Raw genomic sequence first — 24,135 nt, 5'->3', positions numbered from 1 at the left:
GCCTAGGGAAACCCTGATTACAGCTGTTTGCCAGAGCCTCTGGGTGGCGAGGGCCGTTGGTCGCGGCGTGTAGCCGGTTCGTGCAGCGAAGCTAAGCTCTAATTGGGGAGTGAGTCTTATCTTCAATGAGGTGAGGGATGGTGGAGCAACGGAAAAAACACGTAACGAAACCCGAGTTGTACGAAAGGTTGATCGATCGTCTGGGCATGGCGCTGGACGCCGTGAAAACCGCTGACCGGCTGCGCGACGAGCGCCCCCTGGAACTGGAATTGCGTGGCTTGAGCCCCGCCGAGTTCAAACTGGTCAAGGCCTATCTGGATCGCAGTGAACGTGAAACGCAGGGATGCCTGTCAGAAGCAGTGAAGCAACTCGATGCAGCACAGTCGGCCAAGGTCATCTGGCTCACGGACAAGGCGCCGCGCAGAGACACCGGCAAGGTTCGCTCTGTGCAGGCCAAGTAAGCGCATGGCAGGTCATGAAACGGATCTTTTGCTGCGCAATCGCGCCTGTTGGTTGTAACCCTTGATCAACACTTTTAGGCTTCGGGCATCTTTGGAGATGCCCGATGCCTTTTCGATATTTCATCAAACAACTTCTACTGCCGCCCGGCATTCTTTTACTGCTGTTGTTGGCCGCCTGGTGGTTGCGCCGCTCGCGGCCGCGCCTGGCCGGCGTGTGTTTCGCCCTTGGTTTTGGTGGCCTGTGGCTGATGAGTCTGCCGGTGGCGGTGCAATGGGGCGCCAAGGCGCTGGAACGTGAGCCGCCGTTGGCTCGCCAGGAATGGCCGACCCTGGCACAGCGTGCCGATGCGATTGTGGTGCTGGGCTCCGGACGTGAACGCGGCGACCTCGCCTGGGGCGACGATCAGCCGACCGGCATTGGGCTTGAGCGCCAGCGTTATGCAGCGCGCCTGGCCAAGGCCTCGGGATTGCCGATCCTGACCAGCGGCGGCCTGCATTACGGCACGCCACCGACCGAAGCGAAGTTGATGGCCGATTCGTTGCGTGATGACTTCGACGTAACGGTGCGCTGGCAGGAAGGCGCGAGCCGCACCACGTGGGAAAACGCCCGGTTCACGGCGGATATTCTCTTGCCCCAGGGGATCAAGCGGGTCGTTGTGGTGACACAGGCGTGGCACATGCCGCGTGCGGTGTGGAGTTTTCAGCAGGCGGGTTTTGACGTGGTGCCAGCGCCGGTGGGCTTTTTGGGCACCGATAATGCGCGGCCCTTTGGCGGCTGGCTGCCGGAATTCAAGTCGATCTGGCAGAGCGGCCAGTTGATGAATGAAGCGGTGGGGCAGGTGGGGTATTCGTTGTTTTACCGCTGAAGATCAAAAGATCGCAGCCTTCGGCAGCTCCTACAGGGGGTTGAGGTTCTTTCTGTAGGAGCTGCCGAAGGCTGCGATCTTTTGCGTTTAGAGGGTTTTTGACATCCGGTTGGCCATCAATGCCCAGCCAAACAGCAGCAGGCACAGCACGATCAACGGCCACGAACGCCATTGCAAGTAAGGCGTCAGGTCGTGCATCGGCACTACTTCGCCGTACAGCACACCTTGTTCGAATTGCGGAATCTGTTCGGTGATCTGCCCGAACGGGTTGATCAGGCCGGTCACGCCGTTGTTGGTAGCGCGGATCATCCAGCGTCCGGCCTCCAGCGCGCGCATCTGCGCCATTTGCAGATGCTGCAGCGGCCCGATGGAAGTGCCGAACCAGGTGTCATTGCTGATGGTCAGCAACAGATCGCTGCGTGCCGACAGGCCAGCGGCGAATTCCGGGTACACCACTTCGTAGCAGATGAACGGCGCGATCTGGTAACCCTTGGCCTGCAACAGCGCCTGATCGGAAGGGCCGCGAGCGAAGTCGGACATCGGCAGATCGAAGAACGCGATCAAGCCGCGGAGTATGTCCTGCAACGGCACGTATTCGCCGAATGGCACCAGTTTCTGCTTGAGGTAAGTGCCATCGCCTTCACCGACCACGGTGATGCCGTTGAAGAACCGGCGTTCGTGATGCACGGTCTGACGGATCGGCACGCCAGTGATCAGCGCCGATTTACGTTCGGCGGCGAACGTGCCCATCATGGTCAGGTAGCCCTCGGCGGACTCCTTCAGGACCGGTACGGCGGTTTCCGGCCAGATCAGCAGGTCGACCGGTTTGGAGCGAAAACTCAGATCGCGATACAGCGCCAGTTGTGCGTTGAGCTCGGCCGGATCCCATTTCATGCTCTGCGCGACGTTGCCCTGAATCGCGGCGACCGTCAGCGGTGCGCCGGACGGGCTGGTCCAGGCGTGACCTTTAAGGGCGATGCCGGCTACCCAAGGGCCGACCAGCAGCAACAAACCGGCAGCGATAAAACCTTTACGGCGAGCCTGCAGCAGGCGCGGCGCGTTGTAGATCAGCGCCGCCGTCAATGCCAGAACAAACGACACCAGCCACATGCCGCCTACCGGTGCGAGCCCGGCCAGCGGGCCGTCGAGCTGGCTGTAACCGGAGTACAACCACGGGAAACCAGTGAGGAACCAGCCGCGAAATGCTTCCTGTCCGACCCACAACGCAGCAAAGGCCAGAGCATCGGCCAGCGGTGCTTCGTTACGGCGCAGCCAGCGCGCCCACAACCAGGCGGGCAGGGCGAAGAACCAGGCGATCGCCGCGGTGAACAGCAGCATGAGGAATCCGGCGAGCAACACCGAAGCGCCGCCGAAGTGGTGAATGCTGTAGTAGATCCAGCTGGTGCCGGCGCCGAACAGGCCGAAACCGAAGCACCAGCCACGGCCCAGCGCCTGACGCGGGCTCAGCTCACGCAAACCGGCATAGAACAGACCGACCGCCAGCAACGCCAGCGGCCAGATGTTGAACGGGGCCAGAGCGAACGTGGTTATTGCACCGGCCGCCACGGCCAGCAGGTTACCGGGCCAGCCGGGGCGGGTTGTCCAGCGCATTTCTATCCTTAATGCCTTAATGATTACCGAGCGATTGGCGTCAGCCGCAGCAGGTGAATCCGACGACTGTCGGCGTTCAGGATGCGGAAACGATAGGCGCCGATTTCAGTGATTTCGTTGCGTTTTGGCAAGTGGCCGAACGCGCTCATCACCAGGCCACCAACGGTGTCAAACTCGTCGTCGGAGAACTCGCTGTCGAAGAACTCGTTGAAGTTTTCGATCGGCGTCAGGGCCTTGATCAGGAAGTCACCGCTGGGCAGCGGCTTGATGTAGCTGTCTTCTTCGACGTCGTGTTCATCTTCGATGTCGCCGACGATCTGCTCGAGCACGTCTTCGATGGTCACCAGACCGGCCACACCGCCGTATTCGTCGATGACGATGGCCATGTGGTTGTGGTTGGCGCGGAACTCACGCAGCAACACGTTCAGACGCTTGGACTCCGGCACGAAAGTGGCCGGGCGCAGCAGGTCCTTGATGTTGAAGCTGTCGCCATTCTCCTTGAGGATCAGCGGCAGCAGGTCCTTGGCCAGCAGCACGCCCATCACGTCGTCATGGCTTTCGCCGATGACCGGATAGCGCGAGTGGGCCGAGTCGACCACGGCGGGGAGAAATTCGCGGGGTGTCTGGGTCGCCTTGATACTGATCATCTGCGAGCGCGGCACCATGATGTCGCGTACTTGCAGGTCAGCCACCTGAATGGCGCCTTCGACGATGGCCAGCGCTTCGCTGTCCAGCAGTTTGTTCTGATGTGCATCGCGCAGCAGCTCAAGGAGCTCCTGGCGGTTCTTCGGCTCGTGGGCAAAAGCCTGGGTGAGTTTACCCAGCCATGACTTCTGCCCGTTGCTCGATCGATCTTCGCTCATAGCGATTACTCTGAATCCTTTGTTGTAACGATGGGGGAGTGTTCGGTTTCGTCGTCCGCGTACGGATCGGGATAACCCAGTTCGGCAAGCAACTCGCGTTCCAGTGCTTCCATTTCCTCGGCTTCGTCGTCATCTATATGGTCGTAACCGAGCAGATGCAAGCAGCCGTGAATGACCAGATGTGCCCAGTGTGCTTTTAGTTCCTTGCCCTGTTCAGCGGCTTCGCGTTCGACCACTGCCACGCAGATCACCAGATCGCCGAGCAGCGGGATGTCGAGAAACTCGTCGGGCACTTCGGCCGGGAATGACAACACGTTGGTCGCATAATCCTTGTGGCGCCAGGTGTGATTGAGTTCGCGGCCTTCTTCCTCGTCGACCAGACGAATGGTCATTTCCGAGTCGGCGCTGCGCTGGCGCAGGGCCAGGTCGCACCACTGGCGGAATTCGGCTTCACTCGGAGCGCTTGCCTCGGTGGCAATCTGCAGATCCAGTTCAAGCATCGCGCAAGGTTTCCCTGGCGGCTTCGGCGCGGGTCTCGAAGCGCTCGTAGGCCTCGACAATCCGCTGCACCAACGGGTGGCGCACGACGTCTTTGGGCTGGAAGTGGGTGAAGCTGATGCCCGGGACGTCTTTGAGCACTTCGATCACATGATGCAGGCCGGATTTGGTGCCGCGCGGCAGGTCGACCTGGGTGATGTCACCGGTAATCACAGCGGTGGAGCCGAAGCCGATCCGCGTGAGGAACATCTTCATCTGCTCGACAGTGGTGTTCTGGCTCTCGTCGAGAATGATGAAGCTGTTGTTCAGCGTGCGACCGCGCATGTAAGCCAGCGGTGCCACTTCGATCACCTGTTTTTCGATCAGCTTGGCGACGTATTCGAAGCCGAGCATCTCGTACAGCGCGTCATAGAGCGGGCGCAGGTACGGGTCGATCTTCTGCGACAGGTCGCCGGGCAGGAAGCCGAGCTTTTCGCCCGCTTCGACCGCCGGACGCACCAGCAGGATGCGGCGAATCTGCTCGCGTTCCAGCGCATCCACGGCACAGGCCACGGCCAGATAGGTCTTGCCGGTACCGGCCGGGCCGATGCCGAAATTGATGTCGTTGCCGAGGATCTCCTTCACGTAGCGCTGCTGATTCAGGCCGCGAGGGCGAATCATGCCTTTTTTGGTGCGCAGGGCGACGGTCGGTTCGGCGGGGGCGGGATTGTCCAGATCATCACCGGCCGATTCCTGGATGAACAGATGCACCAGGTCGGGCGACAGCTCGGTGCCCTTGGTTTCCCGGTACAGGCGGCGCAGGAGGTTTTCCGCAGACGTGGTGAGTTTGGGATCGCCGATCAGTTCGAACTGGTTTCCGCGGTTGCGGATCTCGATGGCCAGGCGCTGTTCGATCAAGCGCAAATGCTCGTCGAATTGCCCGCACAGATTGGCGAAGCGGCGAGCCTCAAACGGCTCGAGGAGAAAACGATGTGGTTCGATGGGTGCGTTCAAGGTCGTATTTAGCCGCCCTGGGGCAATTGAGGTGAAATCAAGGATAACGCCAGTGGCGTGGGTGCGAAAGCTCTTAAATATTCTTGGCGTCGGGACCGTCAAGATCGCAGCCTCCGGCAGCTCCTACAGGGGAATGCGATCCATGTTAGGAGCTGCCGAAGGCTGCGATCTTTTGCATTTATTGAATCAGCGAACCGCGCAGCGAGTGCGGTTGCGCGGCGTCGATGTGGACATCGGCGAACTGGCCGATCAGCGTTGGATTGTCGCAGCGGAAGTTGACGATACGGTTATTCTCGGTGCGGCCCTGCAATTCCCCCGGGTCTTTCTTCGAATAATCGGTCACCAGAATGCGCTGGATCGAACCGACCATTTGTCGGCTGATTTCAAAACCCTGCTGATTCAAGCGATGTTGCAGCGCATTGAGCCGCTCTTTCTTCAATTCTTCCGGGGTGTCATCCGCCAGATCGGCAGCCGGTGTGCCCGGACGCTGGCTATAAACGAACGAGTAGGAGAAATCGAAACCGACATCGGCGATCAGTTTCATGGTCTGTTCGAAGTCTTTCTCGGTTTCGCCGGGGAAGCCGACGATGAAGTCCGAACTGATGCAGATGCCCGGCACCGCTGCGCGCAGTTTGCGCAGCTTGGATTTGTATTCCAGCGCCGTGTGATTGCGTTTCATCGCCGCGAGGATCCGGTCGGAACCCGACTGCACCGGCAAGTGCAGGTGTTTGACCAGCTCCGGCACTTCGGCATGGGCCTGGATCAGGCTGTCGGAGAACTCCAGCGGGTGCGAAGTGGTGTAGCGAATGCGGTCGATGCCATCGACGGCGGCGACTACGCGAATCAGTTCAGCCAGATCGGCGAGGCGACCGTCGTGGGTCAGGCCGCGATAGCCATTGACGTTCTGCCCGAGCAGGGTGACTTCACGCACGCCGTTTTCTGCCAGGTGAATGATTTCGGCGATCACGTCGTCGAAGGGCCGGCTGACCTCTTCACCACGGGTGTACGGCACCACGCAGAACGTGCAGTACTTGCTGCAACCTTCCATGACCGACACGTAAGCGCTCGGCCCGTCGATGCGCGGTTCGGGCAGGTGGTCGAACTTCTCGATTTCCGGGAACGATACGTCGACTTGCGGCAGCTTGCTGCTGCGTGCGGCATCGATCATTTCCGGCAGACGGTGCAGGGTCTGCGGGCCGAACACCACGTCAACGTACGGCGCGCGATCGCGGATCGCCGCACCTTCCTGACTGGCCACGCAACCGCCGACGGCGATGACCATGTCCGGGTTGGCCAGCTTCAGTTCGCGCCAGCGGCCCAGCTGCGAATACACGCGATCCTGGGCGCGCTCGCGGATCGAGCAGGTGTTGAGCAGAATCACGTCGGCGTCTTCCGCGCGTGCGGTGACTTCCAGGGCCTGATGTTCGCCCAGCAGATCGACCATGCGCGAGCTGTCGTACTCGTTCATCTGGCAACCGTGGGTTTCGATGTAAAGCTTCTTGGCCATGGATTAGTGTCGTCACGTGATTCAAAGAACCGCGCATTATAAGGAACAAGCCCTCAGGTTCCTACCGCTGTGCGTCCGGTGGCTATGCTATAGTTCGCGCCCTCATTTTTATCCCCGATGTTATCCGCCCGCCATGACCAAACGCGAAGCTCCAATCTACAAGGTGATTTTCCTCAACCAGGGCCAGGTGTTCGAAATGTACGCCAAGCAGATCTATCAAAGTGATCTGTGGGGTTTCCTGGAAGTCGAAGAGTTCGTCTTTGGCGAGCGCACGCAGGTGGTCGTCGACCCGAGCGAAGAAAAGCTCAAGGCGCAATTCGAAGGCGTGGTGCGCAGCTTCGTGCCAATGCATTCGATCGTGCGCATCGATGAGGTGGAGCGTCTGGGCACCCCGAAAATCAGCGAAGCCCGTGGCGCGGTCGGCAACGTCATGCCGTTTCCGATGCCGATGCCTGAGAAGTAAGCTTCAAGACCGCGTCGCCTCATTCGCGAGCAGGCTCGCTCCCACAGGGGAACGCATTCCAGTGTGGGAGCGAGCCTGCTCGCGAAGAGGCCAGAGATGTCGGCGCAAAAATCAGGGAAGAGGTGAGAAAGGCGTACGCCCATCGGCGCTCTGCAGTTCCATCAGGTATTTGCGGAAGATCTGCCCGAGCACTTGCGTTGCCGTTTCGAGATCTTCGCGGGACATTTTTTCCGAGACTTCGTCAGCCGTGTCCAGCGCCTCTTCGGCACCGTTGACCGCCGCCATCTTCAATACGATGTAGGCCTGGATATTGTTGGCCTGCACGCCCTCACCGTGGAAGAACATGCTGCCGAGCTTGAATTGCGCCTGAGCGTGGCCTTGCAACGAGGCCTTTTCGAAGTAGCTCAGGGCTTGATTGAGGTCGCGCGGCGTGTTTTTGCCGTCGTAGTAGAACTCACCCAACTCGTATTGCGCTTGCGCATCCCCTTCGTCCGCCGCTTTCTGGCAGGCGGCCAGTGCCTGCGTGACGTCTTGCGGCTGAGTATTGAGGGTGCAACGACCCATCGCCGGGATCAACAACGAGTTGCCGCCTGCTTGTGCATGCGCGAGCAGGGGCTGAAGGAGCAACAGGCAGCCCAATGCAAGGGTGCGGCCGGTGCGGTTCATGGGAATCGACTTACCTCTGAAGGGCACGCGGACCCGTCGAGGGATCCAATAAGCGCGCATTATGAAATAAGCAGGGCCAACCTTACAAAGTCTTTACTCGTTTTTCTGCTGCGTGGGGACTATATCGCCCGATTCAGGGAGGATTTTCGCAGACACGTCGGAAAAACCGTGGCGATGTAGGTGAAAGCTGACGCTGGCCATAGCCAACGTCAGCGGTGCGGCGATTATTTCAGTGCGGCGAAGGCGCGCTCGGCAGCGTCCAGCGTCAGTTGCAACTCGGCCTCGCCGTGAGCGATGGAGGTGAAACCGGCTTCGAAGGCGCTCGGTGCCAGGTACACGCCACCTTCGAGCATCAGGTGGAAGAACCGACCGAACAGTGCCGCATCGCTGGCCATCACGTCGTCGAAGGTGACGATCTCATCGGCGCCGCTGAAGTACAGACCGAACATGCCCCCGGCCTGGGTGGTCACGAACGGAATGCCCGCTGCGTCGGCGCGTTGTTGCAGGCCGTCGAGCAGACGCGTGGTGTAGTCGGTCAGCTCGGCGTGGAAGCCCAGACGACTGATCAGGCGCAAAGTCGTCAGGCCGGCAGCCATTGCCAGCGGGTTACCCGACAGTGTGCCCGCCTGGTAAACCGGACCAAGTGGCGCAATGCGTTGCATGATTTCGCGCTTGCCACCGAAGCAGCCCACCGGCATGCCGCCGCCGATGATCTTGCCAAACGTGGTCAGGTCCGGCGTCACGCCGTAGTGCGCCTGGGCCCCGCCGAGTGCGACACGGAAACCGGTCATCACTTCGTCGAAAATCAGCACCACGCCGTGCTTGTCGCACAGCGAACGCAGGCCTTCGAGAAAGCCCGGCGCCGGCGGCACGCAATTCATGTTGCCAGCCACCGGCTCAACGATGATGCAGGCGACTTCTTCGCCCACTTCGGCAAGCATCGTTTCCACCGCATCGATGTCGTTGAACGGCAGGGTCAGGGTGTGTTTGGCGAACGCTGCCGGCACACCGGCCGAACTCGGTACGCCTTGGGTCAATGCCCCGGAACCGGCCTTGACCAGCAGGCTGTCGGAGTGGCCGTGGTAGCAGCCTTCAAATTTGATGATGCTGTCGCGCCCGGTGAAACCACGGGCCAGACGAATCGCACTCATGGTCGCTTCGGTACCGGAGCTGACCATGCGCACCATGTCCATCGACGGCACCAGCGAGCAGACCAGATCGGCCATCTCGGTTTCCATGGACGTCGGCGCGCCGTACGACAAGCCGTGTTGCAGCTGATTGCGCACCGCGTCGAGCACGTCCGGATGGCTGTGGCCGAGGATCATCGGACCCCACGAGCCGACGTAATCGACATAGCGCTTGTCATCTTCGTCAGTGACGTAGGCGCCCTCGGCGTGTTTGAAGAACAGCGGGGTGCCACCCACGCTCTTGAACGCGCGAACCGGCGAGTTGACGCCGCCGGGGATATGTTTCTGAGCATTGGCAAACAGGGTTTCGGAACGAGACATGATCGGGCTCTCAATCTTCAGGATTTGAACAATTCGTTGAACGCACGGGCGCGGCGGGTCACTTCGGCGCTGCTGTCGGCGCCGAACAGGCCATGGACTACGGCCAACAGATCGACGCCGTGCGCAACCAAAGGCGCGGCGTTGTCGAGGTTGATGCCGCCAATGGCGCAGACCGGCAAGTGCAGCGTGCGTTTGGCTTCGTCGAGCAAGTCGAGGCTGCAACTCGGCGCACCGGGTTTGGTGGTGGAATTGAAGAAGCGGCCGAAGGCGACGTAACTTGCGCCTTCTTTGGCGGCTTGTTCGGCCAGGGCGATCTGCCCGTGGCAGGTCGAGCCGATGATCGCTTTGGAGCCGAGCAGGGCGCGGGTCGGCGACAGCGGGCCGTCGGTCTGGCCGAGGTGCACGCCGACGTTGAGGCGCGCGGCCAGCTCGGCGTCGTCGTTGATGATCAGTTGGGTTTTGTAGCGCTCGCACAGATTGCGCAGCGCTTCGGCCTCGCGCAGGCGGCGCGCCTCGTCGCTGCTCTTGTCGCGGTATTGCAGCAGGGTGACGCCGCCATCGAGCGCCGCCTCCACGTAAGACAGAAACTTGCCGGCCAGCAATTGGCTGTCGGTAATGGCGTACAGGCCACGTAGTTTCATCGGGCAGACCTCACGATGTTACGAGCAGAAATCCAGCGGCAGGCGACGCGGGACGAACTGGCCTTTGCCCAGTTGTTCGGCATCGCGCAGGGTCCGCCAGGTGTAATCCAGAGCACTGCGTACCGCACTGGCGAGATGTTCACCCTGTGCCAGACGGCCGGCCAACGCACTGGCGAGTGTGCAACCGGAACCGTGGTAACTGCCTGGCAGACGCTGGCAGTAAAAGGTTTCACGCAGACCGTCGCGGCTATACAAACGGTTGTGGATTTCAGTTTCGTCGCCGTGGCCGCCGGTGATCAGCAGGTTTTTGACGAATGGCAGGAGTTTTTCCGCACATTCGTCGGCGCTGCCTTCAGGCAGTTCGGCGAGGATGCGCGCTTCGGGGAGGTTGGGCGTGGCAATGATCGACAGCGGCAGCAGACGCTCGCGCATCGCATAGCCGACCTCGTCCTTGCCCAGACGTCCGCCGCCGCCGGCACGCAGCACCGGGTCGCAGACCATCGGCAGTTGGGGGTGCGCCGAAAGCAGTTCGACCACCGTGTCGACCATCTCCAGCGAACCGAGCATGCCCAGTTTCACCGCGGCGACTTCGGAGTCGTTGAGCACGGCATTGGCCTGGGCCAGAACCCATTCACGGTCGAGGACGCGGAAGTCGGTGACGTTGACAGTGTCTTGCACGGTCAGGGCGGTGACGGCCGGAGCCGCATGGCAACCCTGCGCGAGCAAGGCTTCGATATCTGCCTGCAAGCCGGCGCCACCACTGGGGTCGTGGCCGGAGAGACAGAGGACAACGGGGCGGGAGCTGTAGATATTCATGGTGCGCGAGCTTACCACCAAAGCTGATTTGCGGGTGCAGGAGCTGCCGGAGGCTGCGATCTTTTGATCTTCCTGACCAATCCAACAGCTCTAGCTCGGCGCTTTGCCCTGGAACGCCCGTTCTAGAGCCGTTGTAGGAAAAATTTCCATGGTGCTCAATGGCCATCAACGGCTATGCTAGTCTGGATCCAAACCAATCACAGGTAATACCGGTTTTACGTCTGCTCAAAAGGAATGGGGGGCTTCCTGACACAACCGGACGAGCCACGCTGGGGCTTCAATGCGCTATTTGCTGATGTTGTTGTTCTGCTTGCCCCTCATGGCGAGCGCTGTCGAATTCGACGAATTCACCCAAAGCCTGCCACTGGGCCGATCGATGCAAGTGTTCGAAGACCCGAGCGGTCAAGCGAGCATTGCTGACGTCCGCGCTCAGGCCGCCGCCGGTCAATTCAAAACTCACGATAAAGCCACGCTCAATGCCGGCTACTCGCGTTCGGCGTTCTGGCTGAAGATCGATCTGCATTACCGCCCGAGCAATCCGACCGCCCAGCGTACCTGGCTGCTGGAACTGGCGTATCCGCCGCTCGATCATCTCGATCTGTATCTGCCTGAGGCCAGTGGAGAATATCGATTGGTGCGCCAGACCGGCGATGCCTTGCCTTTCGCCAGTCGCGAGATCCGCCAGAACAACTATCTGTTCGACCTGCCGTTCAAACCGGATCAACAACAGACCCTGTACCTGCGACTGGCCAGCCAAGGATCGATCCAGGCGCCGGTGACACTGTGGTCGAGCACCGCCTACCTCGAAGATCAGCCGGTGCGCCTGTATGTGCTTGGCATCATTTATGGCGTGCTGCTGGGGATGCTGGTCTACAACCTGTTCATTTACCTGAGCGTGCGCGACACCAGTTACCTCTATTACATCTTCTATATCGGATCGTTCGGCCTCTATCAATTGTCGGTGAACGGCGCGGCGGTCGAGTATTTCTGGCCGGACAACCCCTGGTGGGCCAACGCGGCGACGCCGTTCTTCATCGGCTGCGCCGGTCTATTCGGCAGCCAGTTCGCCCGCAGCTTTCTGCAGACCAAAACCCACAGCCCTTGGCTGGATCGTTTGCTGATCGGCCTGATTGCCTTCAGTGCGCTGGTGATCGGTCTGTCGCTGCTGACCAGTTACGCCCTGGCTCTGCGCCTGGCGACCACGCTGGCGCTGATCTTCACCGTGGTGATCTTTGCCGCCGGGATTCTCGCCTGGTGGCGCGGCTTGCGTGTGGCGCGCTATTTCATCATCGCCTGGTCGGCATTCTTGCTCGGTGGCATCGTCAACACGCTGATGGTGCTGGGCCTGCTGCCCAACGTGTTCCTGACCATGTACGCCAGCCAGATCGGCTCGGCCATCGAGGTCGCGCTGCTGTCGCTGGCGCTGGCCGATCGCATCAACGCCATGCGCGAACAACAGGCGCAGACCCTGTACGACGCCGGGCAGAAACTCGAAGCGCTCAACCAGCAACTGGCCCATAGCAACAAGCTCAAGGACGAATTCCTCGCCACCCTGACCCATGAACTGCGCACGCCGATGAACGGGGTGATCGGCTCGCTGGAATTGATGCAGACCGTCAATCTCGATCCCGAGCTCGAGCAGTATCAGCAGACCGCCGCCGGGTCCGCCCGCGATATGATGCGCATGGTCAACGGCATTCTCACCCTGACCGAATTGCAGGCCGGCAAGCTCAAGGCCACGCCGGGCACATTCAGCCTGCGCGCGGTAGTCGAGGCCCTGCGCGTGCAGTTCGACGGCAACGCGGCGAGCAAGTCGCTGGATTTCAAGGTCGAGGTGCAGCCGACCCTGCCGGATCGCCTGCACGGCGACAGCGCGAAACTGGCGCAGTGCTTGGAATGCCTGCTCGACAACGCGATCAAGTTCACCCGTGTCGGCGGCCTGGCGCTGCGCGTCACCGGGCGCCCGTCGACGGATAACCGCATGGCGTTGTCGTTTGCAGTGATCGACACCGGCATCGGTTTCACCGATCTGGGCGAAGCCACGCTGTATCAGCGCTTCTTTCAGCTCGACGGTTCGATGACCCGCGAATACGGCGGCCTCGGTGTGGGTCTGGCGATCTGCCGGCAATTGGTTGAACTGCTCGGCGGCAAACTCACCCATCGCTCCGAGCCCGGACGCGGCAGCCGCTTCCAGCTCGATGTCGAATTCGAACTGCCGGTGATCGAAGCGCCTGCGGATCAGCCGCCCCGCGATTGCATTCGTGCGCCGCAGGATTGCACGGTGCTGTTGGTGGATGACAACAGCGTCAACCAACTGGTGATGCGCGGCATGTTGCTCAAGCTCGGTTTTCGCGTGCGCAGCGCTGACAACGGCGCCGCCGCGCTGGACTGCCTGCAACGGGAAAGCTTCGATGCGGTGCTGATCGATTGCCAGCTGCCCAGCCACGAAGGCGCATCGTTGTGCTGCCAGATCCATGCATTGCCGGGCTGTGCGCACCTGCCGGTATTCATGTTGGCGCTGGGCGCGGATCGCGAGCAATGCGCGCCGGGCGCGGCAATCGACTATCTGCCCAAACCGGTGAAATTCGAGGATCTGCAGGCTGCGTTGCAGCGCCGCGTGCTCAGTTGCTGACAGGGTAAAAGCGCCGCAAAAACGGCGCGTATGACACTTTGTTCAAAAAAGCACCAGTGCTTAACTGGTGCCATTGCTGAACAAGGAGCTGCGTCATGAACCTGCATCAGTTCGCCGAAACCCACGAAGTCACCAATCAGCCGCCATCGCTGGACGGCACCAATCTGTATCGCATCGACCTGCCGTTGCAGGAGTGGTCGCGCCGCTTTGGCGCCGGTTGGGCCGAGTCGCGGATCGATGCCTATGGCGCACTTGCCGGCGGGCCGCTGATGGAGGCGGGGTTTCTCGCCAACCAGAACAAACCGCTGTTCGCCAGCCATGACCGGTACGGCCATCGCATCGATCTGGTCGAGTTTCACCCGGCTTACCACGAGCTGATGCGCACCGCGATCGAACACGGCCTGACCTCGCTGCCGTGGGCTCACCCTCAGGACGGCGCGCATGTCGCCCGCGCTTCGATGACTTATCTGCACAGCCAGGCCGAGGCCGGCAGCGGTTGCCCGTTGACCATGACTTTCGCCAGCGTGCCGGCCCTGCGTTTACAACCGGACCTGGCCGAACAATGGCTGCCGAAAGTCCTCGCTACCGAATACGACCCGCGCAACGTCGGCATGGCGCACAAGGCCGGGGTGACCATCGGCATGGCGATGACCGAGAAGCAGGGCGGCACCGATGTCCGTGCCAACACCACCAAGGCCTATCCGGTTGGCGCCAGCGGCCCGGGCCAGGCGTATGAACTGGTGGGGCACAAGTGGTTCTGTTCGGCGCCGATGTGCGACGCCTTCCTCACCCTCGCGCAGACCGACAAGGGCTTGAGCTGCTTCCTGCTGCCACGCCATCGCCCTGACGACACACGCAATCAGTTCTACATCCAGCGTCTGAAAAACAAACTTGGCAACCAGTCCAACGCTTCAAGCGAGGTGGAATTCCGTGGTGCGCTGGCGTGGATGGTCGGCGAAGAAGGGCGCGGCGTGCCGACCATTATCGAAATGGTGGCGATGACCCGTTTCGATTGCATGGTCGGTTCCAGTTCGCTGATGCGCCAGGCGCTGACTCAGGCCAGCCATCATTGTGCGCACCGCACGGTCGGCGGCAAATTGCTCAGCGAGCAGCCGTTGATGCAGAACGTGCTGGCCGATCTGGCGCTGGAAAGCGAAGCGGCGCTTGCCCTGAGTTTGCGTATGGGCAAGGCACTCGATCACCTGGATGATCGCCACGAAGCGCAATTTGCGCGGCTGGTGACGGCGGTGGGCAAATACTGGATCTGCAAACGCGCACCGGGGATGATCAACGAAGCCGCCGAATGCATGGGCGGCGCCGGCTATGTCGAGGACAGTATTTTGCCGCGTCTGTACCGCGAAGCGCCGGTGAACTCGACATGGGAAGGTTCGGGGAATGTGCAATGTCTGGATGTGCTGCGCGCACTGTCGAAAGAGCCGGGCGTGCTCGATGTGCTGTTCAGCGAATTGGGTGACGGCCACGGCGACAAGCGCCTGGCCGCGCATATCCAGCGGTTGCAGGCGCAATTCAAGGACACCAGTGATATTCAGTATCGGGCGCGGCAGTTGACGGAAGACATTGCCCTTGGTTTGCAGGCCAGACTATTGCTGGAGGCGGGCAACTCGGCGGTCAGTGATGCGTTCATCGCAAGCCGCCTCAGCGGTGGAGGCCGCGTCTACGGCGCATTGCCCCGCGGGCTGGATGTCGAAGCCATCGTCGCCCGCTCGACCCCACAAGTTTTCTGAATCAACACAATCCCCCTGTAGGAGCTGCCGCAGGCTGCGATCTTTTGATCTTATAAACAGCAAGATCAAAAGATCGCAGCCTTCGGCAGCTCCTACAAGGATCGGCGGTGGCCCATATATTGTGCGGTTGCCAACATGCCACTGTTCCCGTGCGACCACGATGCAGGCAAGATGAAGCTCTGCAAGTCAGAACACAGGAAGCTGATCGTGACCGAAGCGTTTATTGTCGTTCAAACCGCTGAACAAGCTGTGGATCGTCTGGCCGAGCTGCATGAGCGGGCCACCACTGCGTTGAACTCAGCCCTCAAGCGTTACCTCAAGGATCGCGTCGAGCCCGACGCCGAACAGCGTGCCCTGTTTCGTTATCCCGAACTGCGTCTGACCTATCACTGCCAGGGCGAAGTGCCGCAAACCACCCGCGCCTACGCCAAGGTGCAATTGCCGGGCACTTACAGCGTTACCGTCACTCACCCTTCGGCGTTTCGCAAATACCTGCTCGAACAACTGACGCCGTTGATGCACGACTTCACCGTGACTGTCGAAGTCGGCGTCAGCCAGCAGAATATTCCGTATCCGTATGTGGTCGAGCAGGGTGATGAACTGGCCGGTTCCGGCGTTACCGCGGCGGTGCTGGCGCGGGTGTTCCCGAGTACCGACCTGTCCGCCGCTACCGATGGCATCGCCGACGGCCTCTACGACTGGGAAAACACCGATCCGCTGCCACTGGCGCTGTTTGATGCCGCGCGCGTGGACTTCTCCCTGCGCCGGCTGGTGCATTACACCGGCAGCGACTGGCGTCATGTGCAACCGTGGATTCTGCTGACCAACTATCACCGCTACGTCGACCAGTTCATCGTCCATGGCCTGGAGCAATTGCGCCGCGATCCGCGTTTCGTGCGTATGGTGCTGCCGGGCAATGTGATCATCGAGAAGGGCATGGATCACGGCGAAGCCTCGGCGATCGCCGCCGGTGTGGTCTGGCACCGTTACCAGATGCCGGCCTATCACCTGATCGCCAACGACGGCCACGGGGTGACCCTGGTGAACATCGGCGTCGGCCCGTCCAATGCCAAGAACATCACCGACCACTTGGCCGTACTGCGTCCGCATTGCTGGCTGATGATCGGTCACTGCGGCGGCCTGCGGCAGTCGCAGACCATTGGCGACTACGTGCTGGCCCACGCCTACATGCGTCGCGACGGCATTCTTGACCGCGTGGTGCCGCCGAACATTCCGATCCCGGCACTGGCCGAAGTGCAGCTGGCGCTTCAGCAGGCGGCAGCGAATGTCACCGGTGAGAAGGGCGACGATCTCAAGAAACGCCTGCGCACCGGCACCGTGCTGACCTACGACGACCGCAACTGGGAATTGCGCTGGGCTCAGGAACGGCCGCTGATCAACCTGTCCCGCGCCGTGGCAGTGGACATGGAAAGCGGCACCATCGCCGCGCAGGGTTATCGCCTGCGGGTGCCATACGGCACGCTGCTCTGCGTCTCGGACAAACCGCTGCACAGCGAAATCAAATTGCCGGGTTCGGCCAACGCCTTCTATGAGCGTGCGGTCAGCCAGCATTTGAAGATCGGCATCGAGGCAGTGGATCTGCTGCGCACCGAACTCAACTCGCTGCACTCGCGCAAACTGCGCAGCTTCGATGAGCCGCCGTTCCGATAACGGTAAATCGTGGTCATTTGGCGGTCGGGGCACTAGCATTGTCAGCCCCGATCGCTAAATGTTCTCTCTCTTATGTCCCGTCCGCCCCGTCCATCTTCGCGCCGTCCCGGTGTGAAAGCGCAATCGCCCTCGCCACGCCGTGTCGCAAAAGCGCCGCCGGCCGAACCAAAGCTCATCCTGTTCAACAAACCCTTCGACGTGCTGACGCAGTTCAGCGACGGTGAAGGGCGGGCGACGCTCAAGGATTACATCGATGTGCCGGGTATCTATCCGGCCGGGCGTCTGGATCGCGACAGTGAAGGGCTGTTGTTGCTGACCAACGACGGCCAGTTGCAGGCGCGGATTGCCGATCCGAAACACAAACTGGCGAAGACCTATTGGGTGCAGGTGGAAGGCGAACCGACTGCCGAGCAGTTGCAGCGCCTGCGCGACGGCGTGGAGCTGAATGACGGCATGACCCTGCCCGCCGAAGCGCGGCAACTGGATGAACCCGATTTGTGGCCGCGCAATCCGCCGGTACGGTTTCGCAAAAGCGTGCCGACGAGCTGGCTGGAACTGGTGATTCGCGAAGGGCGCAATCGGCAGGTGCGGCGCATGACCGCAGCGGTCGGGCTGCCGACGTTGCGTCTGGTGCGGGTCAGGATTGGCGACTGGACCATCGACGGCCTCGATCAGGGCCAGTGGCAGCAAGTGCCCGCGCGCTTATAAGGCGCCGGATTCGATCAGGCCGATCACCACGCTTTTGATGATGAACGCGGCCACGCCCAGGCCCAGCACGAAAAACAGAATGAACGAGCCGAAACGCCCGGCCTTGGACTTCTTCGCCAGATCCCAGACGATGAAGCCCATGAAAATGATCAGGATGCTGACCAGAGCGGTCATCATCCACTCTTCGAACAGTGCTGGATCCATTGGCGATCTCCGGCGCGGACAGGGCTGAAAGGGCGGCGGCGAGTATACGCCAAGAGCGGATGGCGAGGCATTGATCTGCGTCGCCTGTGCTGGCCCCTTCGCGAGCAGGCTCGCTCCCACTTTGGACGCATTCCCTGTGGGGGCGAGCCTGCTCGCGAAAGCGATTTCAGCTACGCAAATGAGTCAATGGCAATTCCGTACTGTTCAAAACCTGATTCAACACAAAACTCGAACGCACACTCGTCACCCCTTCGATCCGCGTCAGGTGCCCCAGCAACAACTTCTGGTAGTGATCCATATCCGGCACCACCACCTTCAGCTGGTAATCGGCGTCCACGCCCGTCACCAGGCTGCACTCCAGCACCTGCGGCAACGTGCGAATCGCCGCTTCGAAATTTTCGAAGCGCTCCGGCGTGTGCCGGTCCATGCCGATCAGCACGTAGGCCGTCAGGCTCAAGCCGAGCATCTTGCGATCGAGCAACGCCACCTGACGCGAAATATAGCCGTCGTCTTCCAGCTGCTTGACCCGCCGCGAGCAGGGCGAGGGCGACAGACCGATGCGCTCGGCCAGTTCCTGGTTGGAGATACGGGCGTCGCGCTGCAATTCCGCCAAAATACTCAGGTCATAACGGTCGAGTTTGCTCATCAATCTGTCCTTGGTCGTAACTATTGCGGCGGATTATCTATCCAGGGTTAAAAATTGCGCAAGCAGTGTTTAATTGAGCAATTTTCGCAATCATCTGTCGCGGCTTCGAGCCTATTCTTATCACCAGAATCACTGCTCGGTAACACAGTCCACAGCGGCCCGCCCAATCAGGCCCGCCGCGGTCGCCACCCCCACCGGGGATGTGCCGGCCCCCGAGCTGCACACTGTCCAGAAGACGGCGTGAGGTGAGCCGACGTCAAAAGCGTCGAGCCAGGACGAAGTTCTCCAGAAGGGAGGCCGACGGGTCTCCCTTTTTTCTTGCCTGCGATTTCATCTTGGCGCCTCAATAAATAAGTTGCGCGCCTGATAACCTGTTGCAGAACCCGCTGGGCCTGTTGCGAGTCTTAGCAACAGGCTCTTCCAACGACAGGCTCCCACAATGAGGAAAAGCATGAATTCGCGCATCTGGCGTCTGGCCGGTGTTGGTTTGCTGTGTGTGGGTGTCGGTGCGCAAGCGCTGGCTGATGAGCCGCAGAATCGTGGACCCGGCAATGGACCGCAGAACAACGAGATCATTCGTGGCGACAACAGCCGTCAGTTCGAGCACAACGGCCAGCCTCATGGCAACGACGGTCAGTGGCAGAACCGCAACCGTGCCGATGATCGGCCAGAGCCGCCTCGCCAGCCCGGTAACAACCTGCCGATCCAGCCGCGTCCCGACGCCGTGCGCCAGACTCAGGAACCGCGTCAGGGTTACTACCGCGACGAGCGCCCGCAGAACGGTTATCACAATCAGCAATGGCAGACGCGGCCGCGTCCCGATGACAACCGCTGGCCGGGACGGCCGAACGGTCATGGCAATGGCTGGGGCCCCGGCCCGCAATATCGCCCGGGGCATGTGATCGACCGCTTCCCGGATCGCGATTACCGCGTGCCGTACCGCGGTCAGGATTACTTCTATTCCGGCGGCTACTGGTATCGCCCGCAAGGCCCGCGCTACATCGTCGTGCAGCCACCGCGCGGGATCCGCATTCAATATCTGCCGGATTACGCCCGTGAAGTCTGGATCGGTGGTTCGCTGCTGTTCCTCGCCGCTGGCTCTTATTACGCCTATCAGGAGGCGACGCAGGATTACGTGGTGGTCGAGCCGCCGCAACAGCCGCAACCGCAAGCGCAGGGCTATGACGTCGAAGCGTACCCGGCCAACGGCCAGTCGCCGCAGCAAGTGCAGCAGGACGGGTACCAGTGCTATCAGTACGCCGTGCAGCAAAGCGGTTTCGACCCGCGCACCGTAACTTATCAACCTGCAGCCGAAGTGGTTCAGGCGTACCGCCAGGCGCAGGGCAACTGCTTGAGCAGTCGTGGTTACCAAGTCAATTATTGAGTGCGGGCGGCGAGCACCACTTCCTGTGGGTCGGCGTGCACCAGCACTTCGGCTTTGGGATAAGCCTTGTGAATCGCCGCCGCCGCTTGATCGCTGATGCCATGGGCGACTGACAGGGTCAGTTCGCCAGGCAATTCCAGATGCAATTGCACAAACCAGTGGTTGCCGGAAATCCGCGTACGCAGGTCATGCGCGCCTAACACGCCCGGCACGCTGCACGCCAGTTCGAGCATGTGCTGGCTGACATCGGTCGGCAGTTCCTCGTCCATCAACACCGAAAAACTTTCCCGAGCGATCTGAATCGCGCTCCAGAAAATATACGCGGCGATCCCCAGGCCGAACCACGCATCCAGTTGCGCATAACCGAACCCGGCCAACACCAACGCAAGCAGAATGCTGGCGTTGAGCAGCAGGTCCGAGCGGTAGTGCAGCGAGTCGGCGCGCACGGCGTTGGAGCCGGTCTGCTTGATCACCCGATGCTGCAACAGCAGCAGTGCCGCGGTGAGCAGCAGGGAAAACACGATCACGCCGATGCTCAGCCATGGCGCGCCGAGCGGCTCGGGCGTTTTCAGCCGCGTATAAGCCTGAAACGCGATCAACACCGCACTGCCACCGATGAACAGCGCCTGTGCCATCCCCGCCAGCGATTCGGCTTTGCCGTGGCCATAGCGGTGATCGTCATCCGCCGGGCGCAAGGCGTAATGCACCGCCAACAGATTGAGCATCGAGGTGACGCCATCCAGCGCCGAGTCGGTAAGGCCGGCGAGCATGCTCACCGAGCCGCTGAACCACCAGGCGATGGCCTTGGCGATGATCAACGTACACGCCACCGCCACCGAGGCGCGGGTCGCCAGCCGCAGCAGGCGGGCGTGTTCGGGGCTGGATGTCATTGAGCTTCCTTTTTAAGCGGCGGGTTGCAGGCCGAACATCGCCAGTTGCTGAGTGCTGCCCTTGTGCTGAATCAGGCGTGGATCATCGAGAGGAAAGTCCTTGCCCAGTTCGCTTTCGAGGATTGCCTGCAACTTGTGATTATCGACCTGGCCATCCGGGCCGATGGCTTGCTTGAGCTTGGCCGGATCGATCTGCGCGGTGTGGCCCGGTTCGAAATAGATCGCGCCGGTAGCAAAGTCGACGGCAAACGCGATAAGCCCGGGAATGATGTAGAACAACAGGCCCACGGCATCGAGCGCGGCAATCGCCGGGTCGATCTTGCCGTCGATCTGGCCGCGCCGGTCCGGGTAGAAAATCGAACCGCACGCCGAGAGTTGCGTGAGCAGCGTGGCGACCAGAACACCGCCGATCAGGCGAGAGGGTAAGCGCATGGAAATGTCTCCTGAGTCATCAAATAACGAAGCTTCGTCTTGTGAAGTTAAGACCCTGACGAACGTCAGACAGTTCGTCGTTATACTCGCGGCTTGGCAGGGCGTGCCCACAGTAAATTGCGGCCTCGTCTCACCCCTACGGAAATACGTTGAGGATTGAAGTTGTTTTCTCCAGGTCGACACCGCGTGAAGGCTTATGAACTCTATCGGGGTTCGGCCCTGCGGGCTAAAGCTGTGAGCGCGCCATGCTGCGTTGCGGGACTTGGCAAGGAAACGACCCTTACCTGCGTCCCGCGCCTTGCCTGGCACGCTCACAGCTTTAACGCGACTCGCAATTTACTGTGGGCACGCCCTGGGGAGCCAGCATGATTTCTTTGCCGATCGACGATGTTTTACCCGCTCTGCGTGAAGCCCTCGCGTCTCGCCACGAAGCCGTGCTCGAAGCACCGCCCGGCGCCGGTAAAACCACCCGCGTGCCCTTGGCCTTGCTCAATGAAGCCTGGCTGGCCGGGCAGACCATCGTCATGCTCGAGCCACGGCGTCTGGCCGCGCGGGCGGCGGCGGAGCGTCTGGCCAGTGAGCTGGGCGAGCAGGTCGGTGAAACCGTCGGTTATCGCATCCGCCTCGACAGCAAGGTCGGCCCCAAAACGCGCATTGAAGTAGTCACCGAAGGCATTCTCACCCGGCGTTTGCAGGACGATCCGGCGCTGGAAGGCGTAGGCCTGCTGATCTTCGACGAATTTCATGAGCGCAGTCTCGACGCCGATCTGGCGCTGGCTCTCAGTCTGAACGGTCGCGAGCTGTTTCGCGCTGAACAGCCGCTGAAGATTTTGCTGATGTCGGCCACCCTCGAAGGCGAGCGGCTCGCAGGCTTGCTCGATGACGCGCCGATCCTGCGCAGCGAAGGGCGCATGTATCCGGTGACTATGCGCTGGGGCCGGCCGTTTCAGCCGGGCGAATACATCGATCAGCGCGTTACGCAGACGGTGCTCGAAGCGCTGCACGATGAGACCGGCAGCCTGTTGGTGTTTCTGCCGGGGCAGGCAGAGATCCGCCGTGTGCATCAAAAACTGGCTGAAGCCATCGGCGAACGCAAAGACGTGTTGCTGTGCCCGTTGCACGGTGAGCTCGACCTCAATGCGCAACGCGCGGCGATCGATCCGGCGCCGCCCGGGCAGCGCAAAGTGGTGCTGGCGACCAACATCGCCGAGACCAGCCTCACCATCAATGGCGTGCGCGTGGTCATCGATGCCGGACTGGCGCGGGTGCCGCGTTTCGACCCGGGCAGCGGCATGACCCGCCTCGACACCCAACGAATATCCAAAGCCAGCGCTACCCAGCGTGCCGGCCGTGCCGGGCGATTGGAGCCGGGTGTGTGTTATCGCCTGTGGTCGCAGGATCAGCATGAACAACTGGGCGCTTATGGCAGCGCCGAAATCCTCTCCGCGGATCTGGCCGGTCTGGCCGTGCAGCTGGGGCGCTGGGGCGTGAGTCCGGGTGAACTGGTCTGGCTGGACGTGCCGCCAGCCGCCGCTTACGCACAGGCGCAGGATTTGCTGCAACGGCTCGGCGCACTGCACGGCGAAACGCTGACCGCCCACGGCCAGGCCATGGCTGAATTACCGGCACATCCGCGCATTGCGCATCTGCTGTTGCGCGGTCAGGCGCTAGGGTTGGCGGCGATGGCCTGCGAGGTGGCAGCACTGCTCGGCGAGCGCGATATCTTGCGCGGCGCCGGCGCGGATCTGCACAGCCGGCTGGTGCTGCTTTCAGGCGAAGAGCGCGCCGGTCGTGGGGCGCAGGGCGGGGTGCAACGCGCCCGGCAATTGGCCCGACAGTATCGCGGTTACTTGCGCGGCAAACCGAGCGAGCCGGTCAGCGATCCCGATCATCCGCGCTGGCTCGGCGCGTTATTGGCACTGGCCTACCCTGATCGCGTCGCTCAGCAACGGCGTCCCGGCGGGGCCGAATACCGTTTGGCCAATGGACGCGCGGCGCTGTTCGCCGAGGCCGACAGCCTGATGAAGCACGAGTGGATCGTCATTGCCGACCTCGGCAGCCGTCAGGGCCAGCGCGAAGAACGCATTTATCTGGCGGCGGATTTCGATCCGGCGCTGTTCGATTCGGTGCTCGCCGAGCAGGTGCGTAGCGTCGATCAACTGGATTGGGACGAGCGCGAAGGCGTGCTGCGCGCCGAGCGCCAGCGCAAGGTCGGCGAGCTGGTTCTCAGCCGTGAACCGTTGACGGGTCTTGATGAAAACGCGCGCAGTCAGGCCTTGGTCAATCTGGTCCGGCGCAAGGGGCTGGAGTTGCTGCCGTGGACGCCGGAACTGCGCCAGTGGCAGGCGCGGGTGGCGCTGTTGCGCCAGCTCGATCTGAGCACTCAGGGCGACAGCCAGTGGCCGGATGTCAGCGACGCAGCGCTACTGAATACGCTGGAAGACTGGTTGCTGCCGTATCTGGGCAAGGTCTCGCGGCTCAGCCATTTCGCCAACCTCGATCTGTCGAGCATCGTGCGCAACCTGCTGCCGTGGCCGCTGCCACAGAAACTCGATGAGCTGGCGCCGCATCATTTGAGCGTGCCGTCGGGGTCTTCGATTCGTCTGGATTACAGCGAATACCCGCCGATTCTCGCGGTGCGTCTGCAGGAGCTGTTTGGTCTGGCCGATACGCCACGGATTGCCGGCGGACGGCAAGTGGTCAAGCTGCATCTGCTGTCGCCAGCGCGGCGCCCGGTGCAGGTCACTCAGGATCTGGCCAACTTCTGGCGCAGCACCTATGCCGAGGTGAAGAAGGATTTGAAGGGGCGTTATCCGAAGCATTATTGGCCGGACGACCCCTTGGTCGCCGAAGCCACGGCGCGGGCGAAACCACGGGGCACCTGACCCGCAGTGGCAGCGCGCCATTAGCCCATCCGTGCTAATTGCCCT

At 61.5% G+C, this 24,135-nt stretch carries 22 protein-coding genes; 9 read left to right on the top strand and 13 right to left on the bottom strand.

Annotation, left to right across the window (positions count from 1 at the left end):
* Positions 1-137 precede the first annotated feature (137 nt).
* Together VNV36_RS14490 and VNV36_RS14485 are read left to right on the top strand one after the other, a co-directional pair.
* Complete coding sequence (locus tag VNV36_RS14490; protein WP_325718372.1) at positions 138-461, top strand: hypothetical protein; 324 nt, start codon at positions 138-140, stop codon at positions 459-461.
* Positions 462-565: 104 nt separating this feature from the next.
* The gene (locus VNV36_RS14485) at positions 566-1,327 is read left to right on the top strand and encodes a YdcF family protein (RefSeq protein WP_325718371.1); all 762 of its coding nucleotides are present in this window, start codon (positions 566-568) and stop codon (positions 1,325-1,327) included.
* 87 nt (positions 1,328-1,414) lie between these two features.
* Here VNV36_RS14485 and lnt read toward each other — a convergent pair whose 3' ends face one another.
* From lnt to miaB, 5 genes are all read right to left on the bottom strand, one after another.
* Entirely contained in the window at positions 1,415-2,938 is a 1,524-nt protein-coding gene (lnt, locus tag VNV36_RS14480) for an apolipoprotein N-acyltransferase (RefSeq protein WP_325718370.1), read from the bottom strand.
* Between the two features lie 23 nt (positions 2,939-2,961).
* Positions 2,962-3,801, bottom strand: a complete 840-nt coding sequence (locus VNV36_RS14475; protein ID WP_007909641.1) for a CorC family transporter — start codon at positions 3,799-3,801, stop codon at positions 2,962-2,964.
* A 5-nt stretch (positions 3,802-3,806) separates the two neighbouring features.
* Entirely contained in the window at positions 3,807-4,301 is a 495-nt protein-coding gene (gene ybeY, locus VNV36_RS14470; RefSeq protein WP_325718369.1) for an rRNA maturation RNase YbeY, read from the bottom strand.
* Entirely contained in the window at positions 4,294-5,292 is a 999-nt protein-coding gene (locus VNV36_RS14465) for a PhoH family protein (RefSeq protein ID WP_325718368.1), read from the bottom strand. Before VNV36_RS14465 ends, ybeY begins: the two co-directional genes overlap by 8 nt.
* Positions 5,293-5,470: 178 nt before the next feature.
* A complete protein-coding gene (gene miaB, locus VNV36_RS14460) occupies positions 5,471-6,799 on the bottom strand; it encodes a tRNA (N6-isopentenyl adenosine(37)-C2)-methylthiotransferase MiaB (protein WP_007960557.1) in 1,329 nt (442 codons plus the stop codon).
* Between the two features lie 133 nt (positions 6,800-6,932).
* Between miaB and VNV36_RS14455 the strand changes: the two genes are divergently transcribed.
* Positions 6,933-7,262, top strand: a complete 330-nt coding sequence (locus VNV36_RS14455; RefSeq protein WP_003185742.1) for a DUF1820 family protein — start codon at positions 6,933-6,935, stop codon at positions 7,260-7,262.
* 111 nt (positions 7,263-7,373) lie between these two features.
* Here VNV36_RS14455 and VNV36_RS14450 read toward each other — a convergent pair whose 3' ends face one another.
* The 4 genes from VNV36_RS14450 to VNV36_RS14435 all read right to left on the bottom strand — a co-directional run bounded on the left by VNV36_RS14450 (position 7,374) and on the right by VNV36_RS14435 (position 10,893).
* A complete protein-coding gene (locus VNV36_RS14450) occupies positions 7,374-7,928 on the bottom strand; it encodes a tetratricopeptide repeat protein (protein ID WP_325718367.1) in 555 nt (184 codons plus the stop codon).
* A 224-nt stretch (positions 7,929-8,152) separates the two neighbouring features.
* Entirely contained in the window at positions 8,153-9,436 is a 1,284-nt protein-coding gene (gene hemL, locus VNV36_RS14445; protein WP_325718366.1) for a glutamate-1-semialdehyde 2,1-aminomutase, read from the bottom strand.
* A gap of 17 nt (positions 9,437-9,453) precedes the next feature.
* The gene (thiE, locus tag VNV36_RS14440) at positions 9,454-10,077 is read right to left on the bottom strand and encodes a thiamine phosphate synthase (protein ID WP_325718365.1); all 624 of its coding nucleotides are present in this window, start codon (positions 10,075-10,077) and stop codon (positions 9,454-9,456) included.
* An 18-nt stretch (positions 10,078-10,095) separates the two neighbouring features.
* Positions 10,096-10,893: a hydroxymethylpyrimidine/phosphomethylpyrimidine kinase gene (locus tag VNV36_RS14435; RefSeq protein ID WP_325718364.1), complete on the bottom strand. Its 798-nt coding sequence runs from the start codon at positions 10,891-10,893 to the stop codon at positions 10,096-10,098.
* A 280-nt stretch (positions 10,894-11,173) separates the two neighbouring features.
* Here VNV36_RS14435 and VNV36_RS14430 point away from each other — a divergent pair, with 280 nt between their 5' ends.
* The 4 genes from VNV36_RS14430 to VNV36_RS14415 all read left to right on the top strand — a co-directional run bounded on the left by VNV36_RS14430 (position 11,174) and on the right by VNV36_RS14415 (position 17,649).
* Positions 11,174-13,525: a 7TM diverse intracellular signaling domain-containing protein gene (locus VNV36_RS14430; protein WP_325718363.1), complete on the top strand. Its 2,352-nt coding sequence runs from the start codon at positions 11,174-11,176 to the stop codon at positions 13,523-13,525.
* 95 nt (positions 13,526-13,620) lie between these two features.
* Positions 13,621-15,270 carry an acyl-CoA dehydrogenase family protein gene (locus VNV36_RS14425; protein WP_325718362.1) on the top strand — a complete coding sequence of 550 codons (1,650 nt, stop codon included), beginning with the start codon at positions 13,621-13,623 and terminating at the stop codon, positions 15,268-15,270.
* Between the two features lie 171 nt (positions 15,271-15,441).
* Positions 15,442-16,941, top strand: a complete 1,500-nt coding sequence (gene amn, locus VNV36_RS14420) for an AMP nucleosidase (RefSeq protein WP_325718455.1) — start codon at positions 15,442-15,444, stop codon at positions 16,939-16,941.
* Between the two features lie 72 nt (positions 16,942-17,013).
* Entirely contained in the window at positions 17,014-17,649 is a 636-nt protein-coding gene (locus tag VNV36_RS14415) for a pseudouridine synthase (protein WP_325718361.1), read from the top strand.
* Here the strand turns inward: VNV36_RS14415 and VNV36_RS14410 are convergent.
* Positions 17,644-17,853 (bottom strand): DUF2788 domain-containing protein, encoded by a 210-nt coding sequence (locus tag VNV36_RS14410; RefSeq protein ID WP_325718360.1) that lies wholly within the window; start codon positions 17,851-17,853, stop codon positions 17,644-17,646. The two genes, VNV36_RS14415 and VNV36_RS14410, sit on opposite strands and share 6 nt — an antisense overlap.
* Positions 17,854-18,019: 166 nt before the next feature.
* Positions 18,020-18,499, bottom strand: a complete 480-nt coding sequence (locus VNV36_RS14405; RefSeq protein ID WP_007909658.1) for an Lrp/AsnC family transcriptional regulator — start codon at positions 18,497-18,499, stop codon at positions 18,020-18,022.
* 451 nt (positions 18,500-18,950) lie between these two features.
* Here VNV36_RS14405 and VNV36_RS14400 point away from each other — a divergent pair, with 451 nt between their 5' ends.
* Positions 18,951-19,883 carry a DUF6515 family protein gene (locus tag VNV36_RS14400; RefSeq protein ID WP_325718359.1) on the top strand — a complete coding sequence of 311 codons (933 nt, stop codon included), beginning with the start codon at positions 18,951-18,953 and terminating at the stop codon, positions 19,881-19,883.
* Here the strand turns inward: VNV36_RS14400 and VNV36_RS14395 are convergent.
* Both VNV36_RS14395 and pmcY read right to left on the bottom strand, forming a co-directional pair.
* Complete coding sequence (locus VNV36_RS14395; protein ID WP_325718358.1) at positions 19,877-20,773, bottom strand: cation diffusion facilitator family transporter; 897 nt, start codon at positions 20,771-20,773, stop codon at positions 19,877-19,879. The two genes, VNV36_RS14400 and VNV36_RS14395, sit on opposite strands and share 7 nt — an antisense overlap.
* 12 nt (positions 20,774-20,785) lie before the next feature.
* A complete protein-coding gene (pmcY, locus tag VNV36_RS14390) occupies positions 20,786-21,205 on the bottom strand; it encodes a periplasmic Zn2+ metallochaperone PmcY (RefSeq protein ID WP_325718357.1) in 420 nt (139 codons plus the stop codon).
* 365 nt (positions 21,206-21,570) lie between these two features.
* Here pmcY and hrpB point away from each other — a divergent pair, with 365 nt between their 5' ends.
* Positions 21,571-24,090 (top strand): ATP-dependent helicase HrpB, encoded by a 2,520-nt coding sequence (gene hrpB / locus VNV36_RS14385; RefSeq protein WP_325718356.1) that lies wholly within the window; start codon positions 21,571-21,573, stop codon positions 24,088-24,090.
* Positions 24,091-24,135: the final 45 nt, after the last annotated feature.

The sequence above is a fragment of the Pseudomonas sp. genome (assembly GCF_035554175.1).
GTDB lineage: Bacteria > Pseudomonadota > Gammaproteobacteria > Pseudomonadales > Pseudomonadaceae > Aquipseudomonas.
The sequence above is the reverse complement of the archived record's forward strand: the minus strand, read 5'-3'. Positions and strand labels throughout refer to the sequence as shown.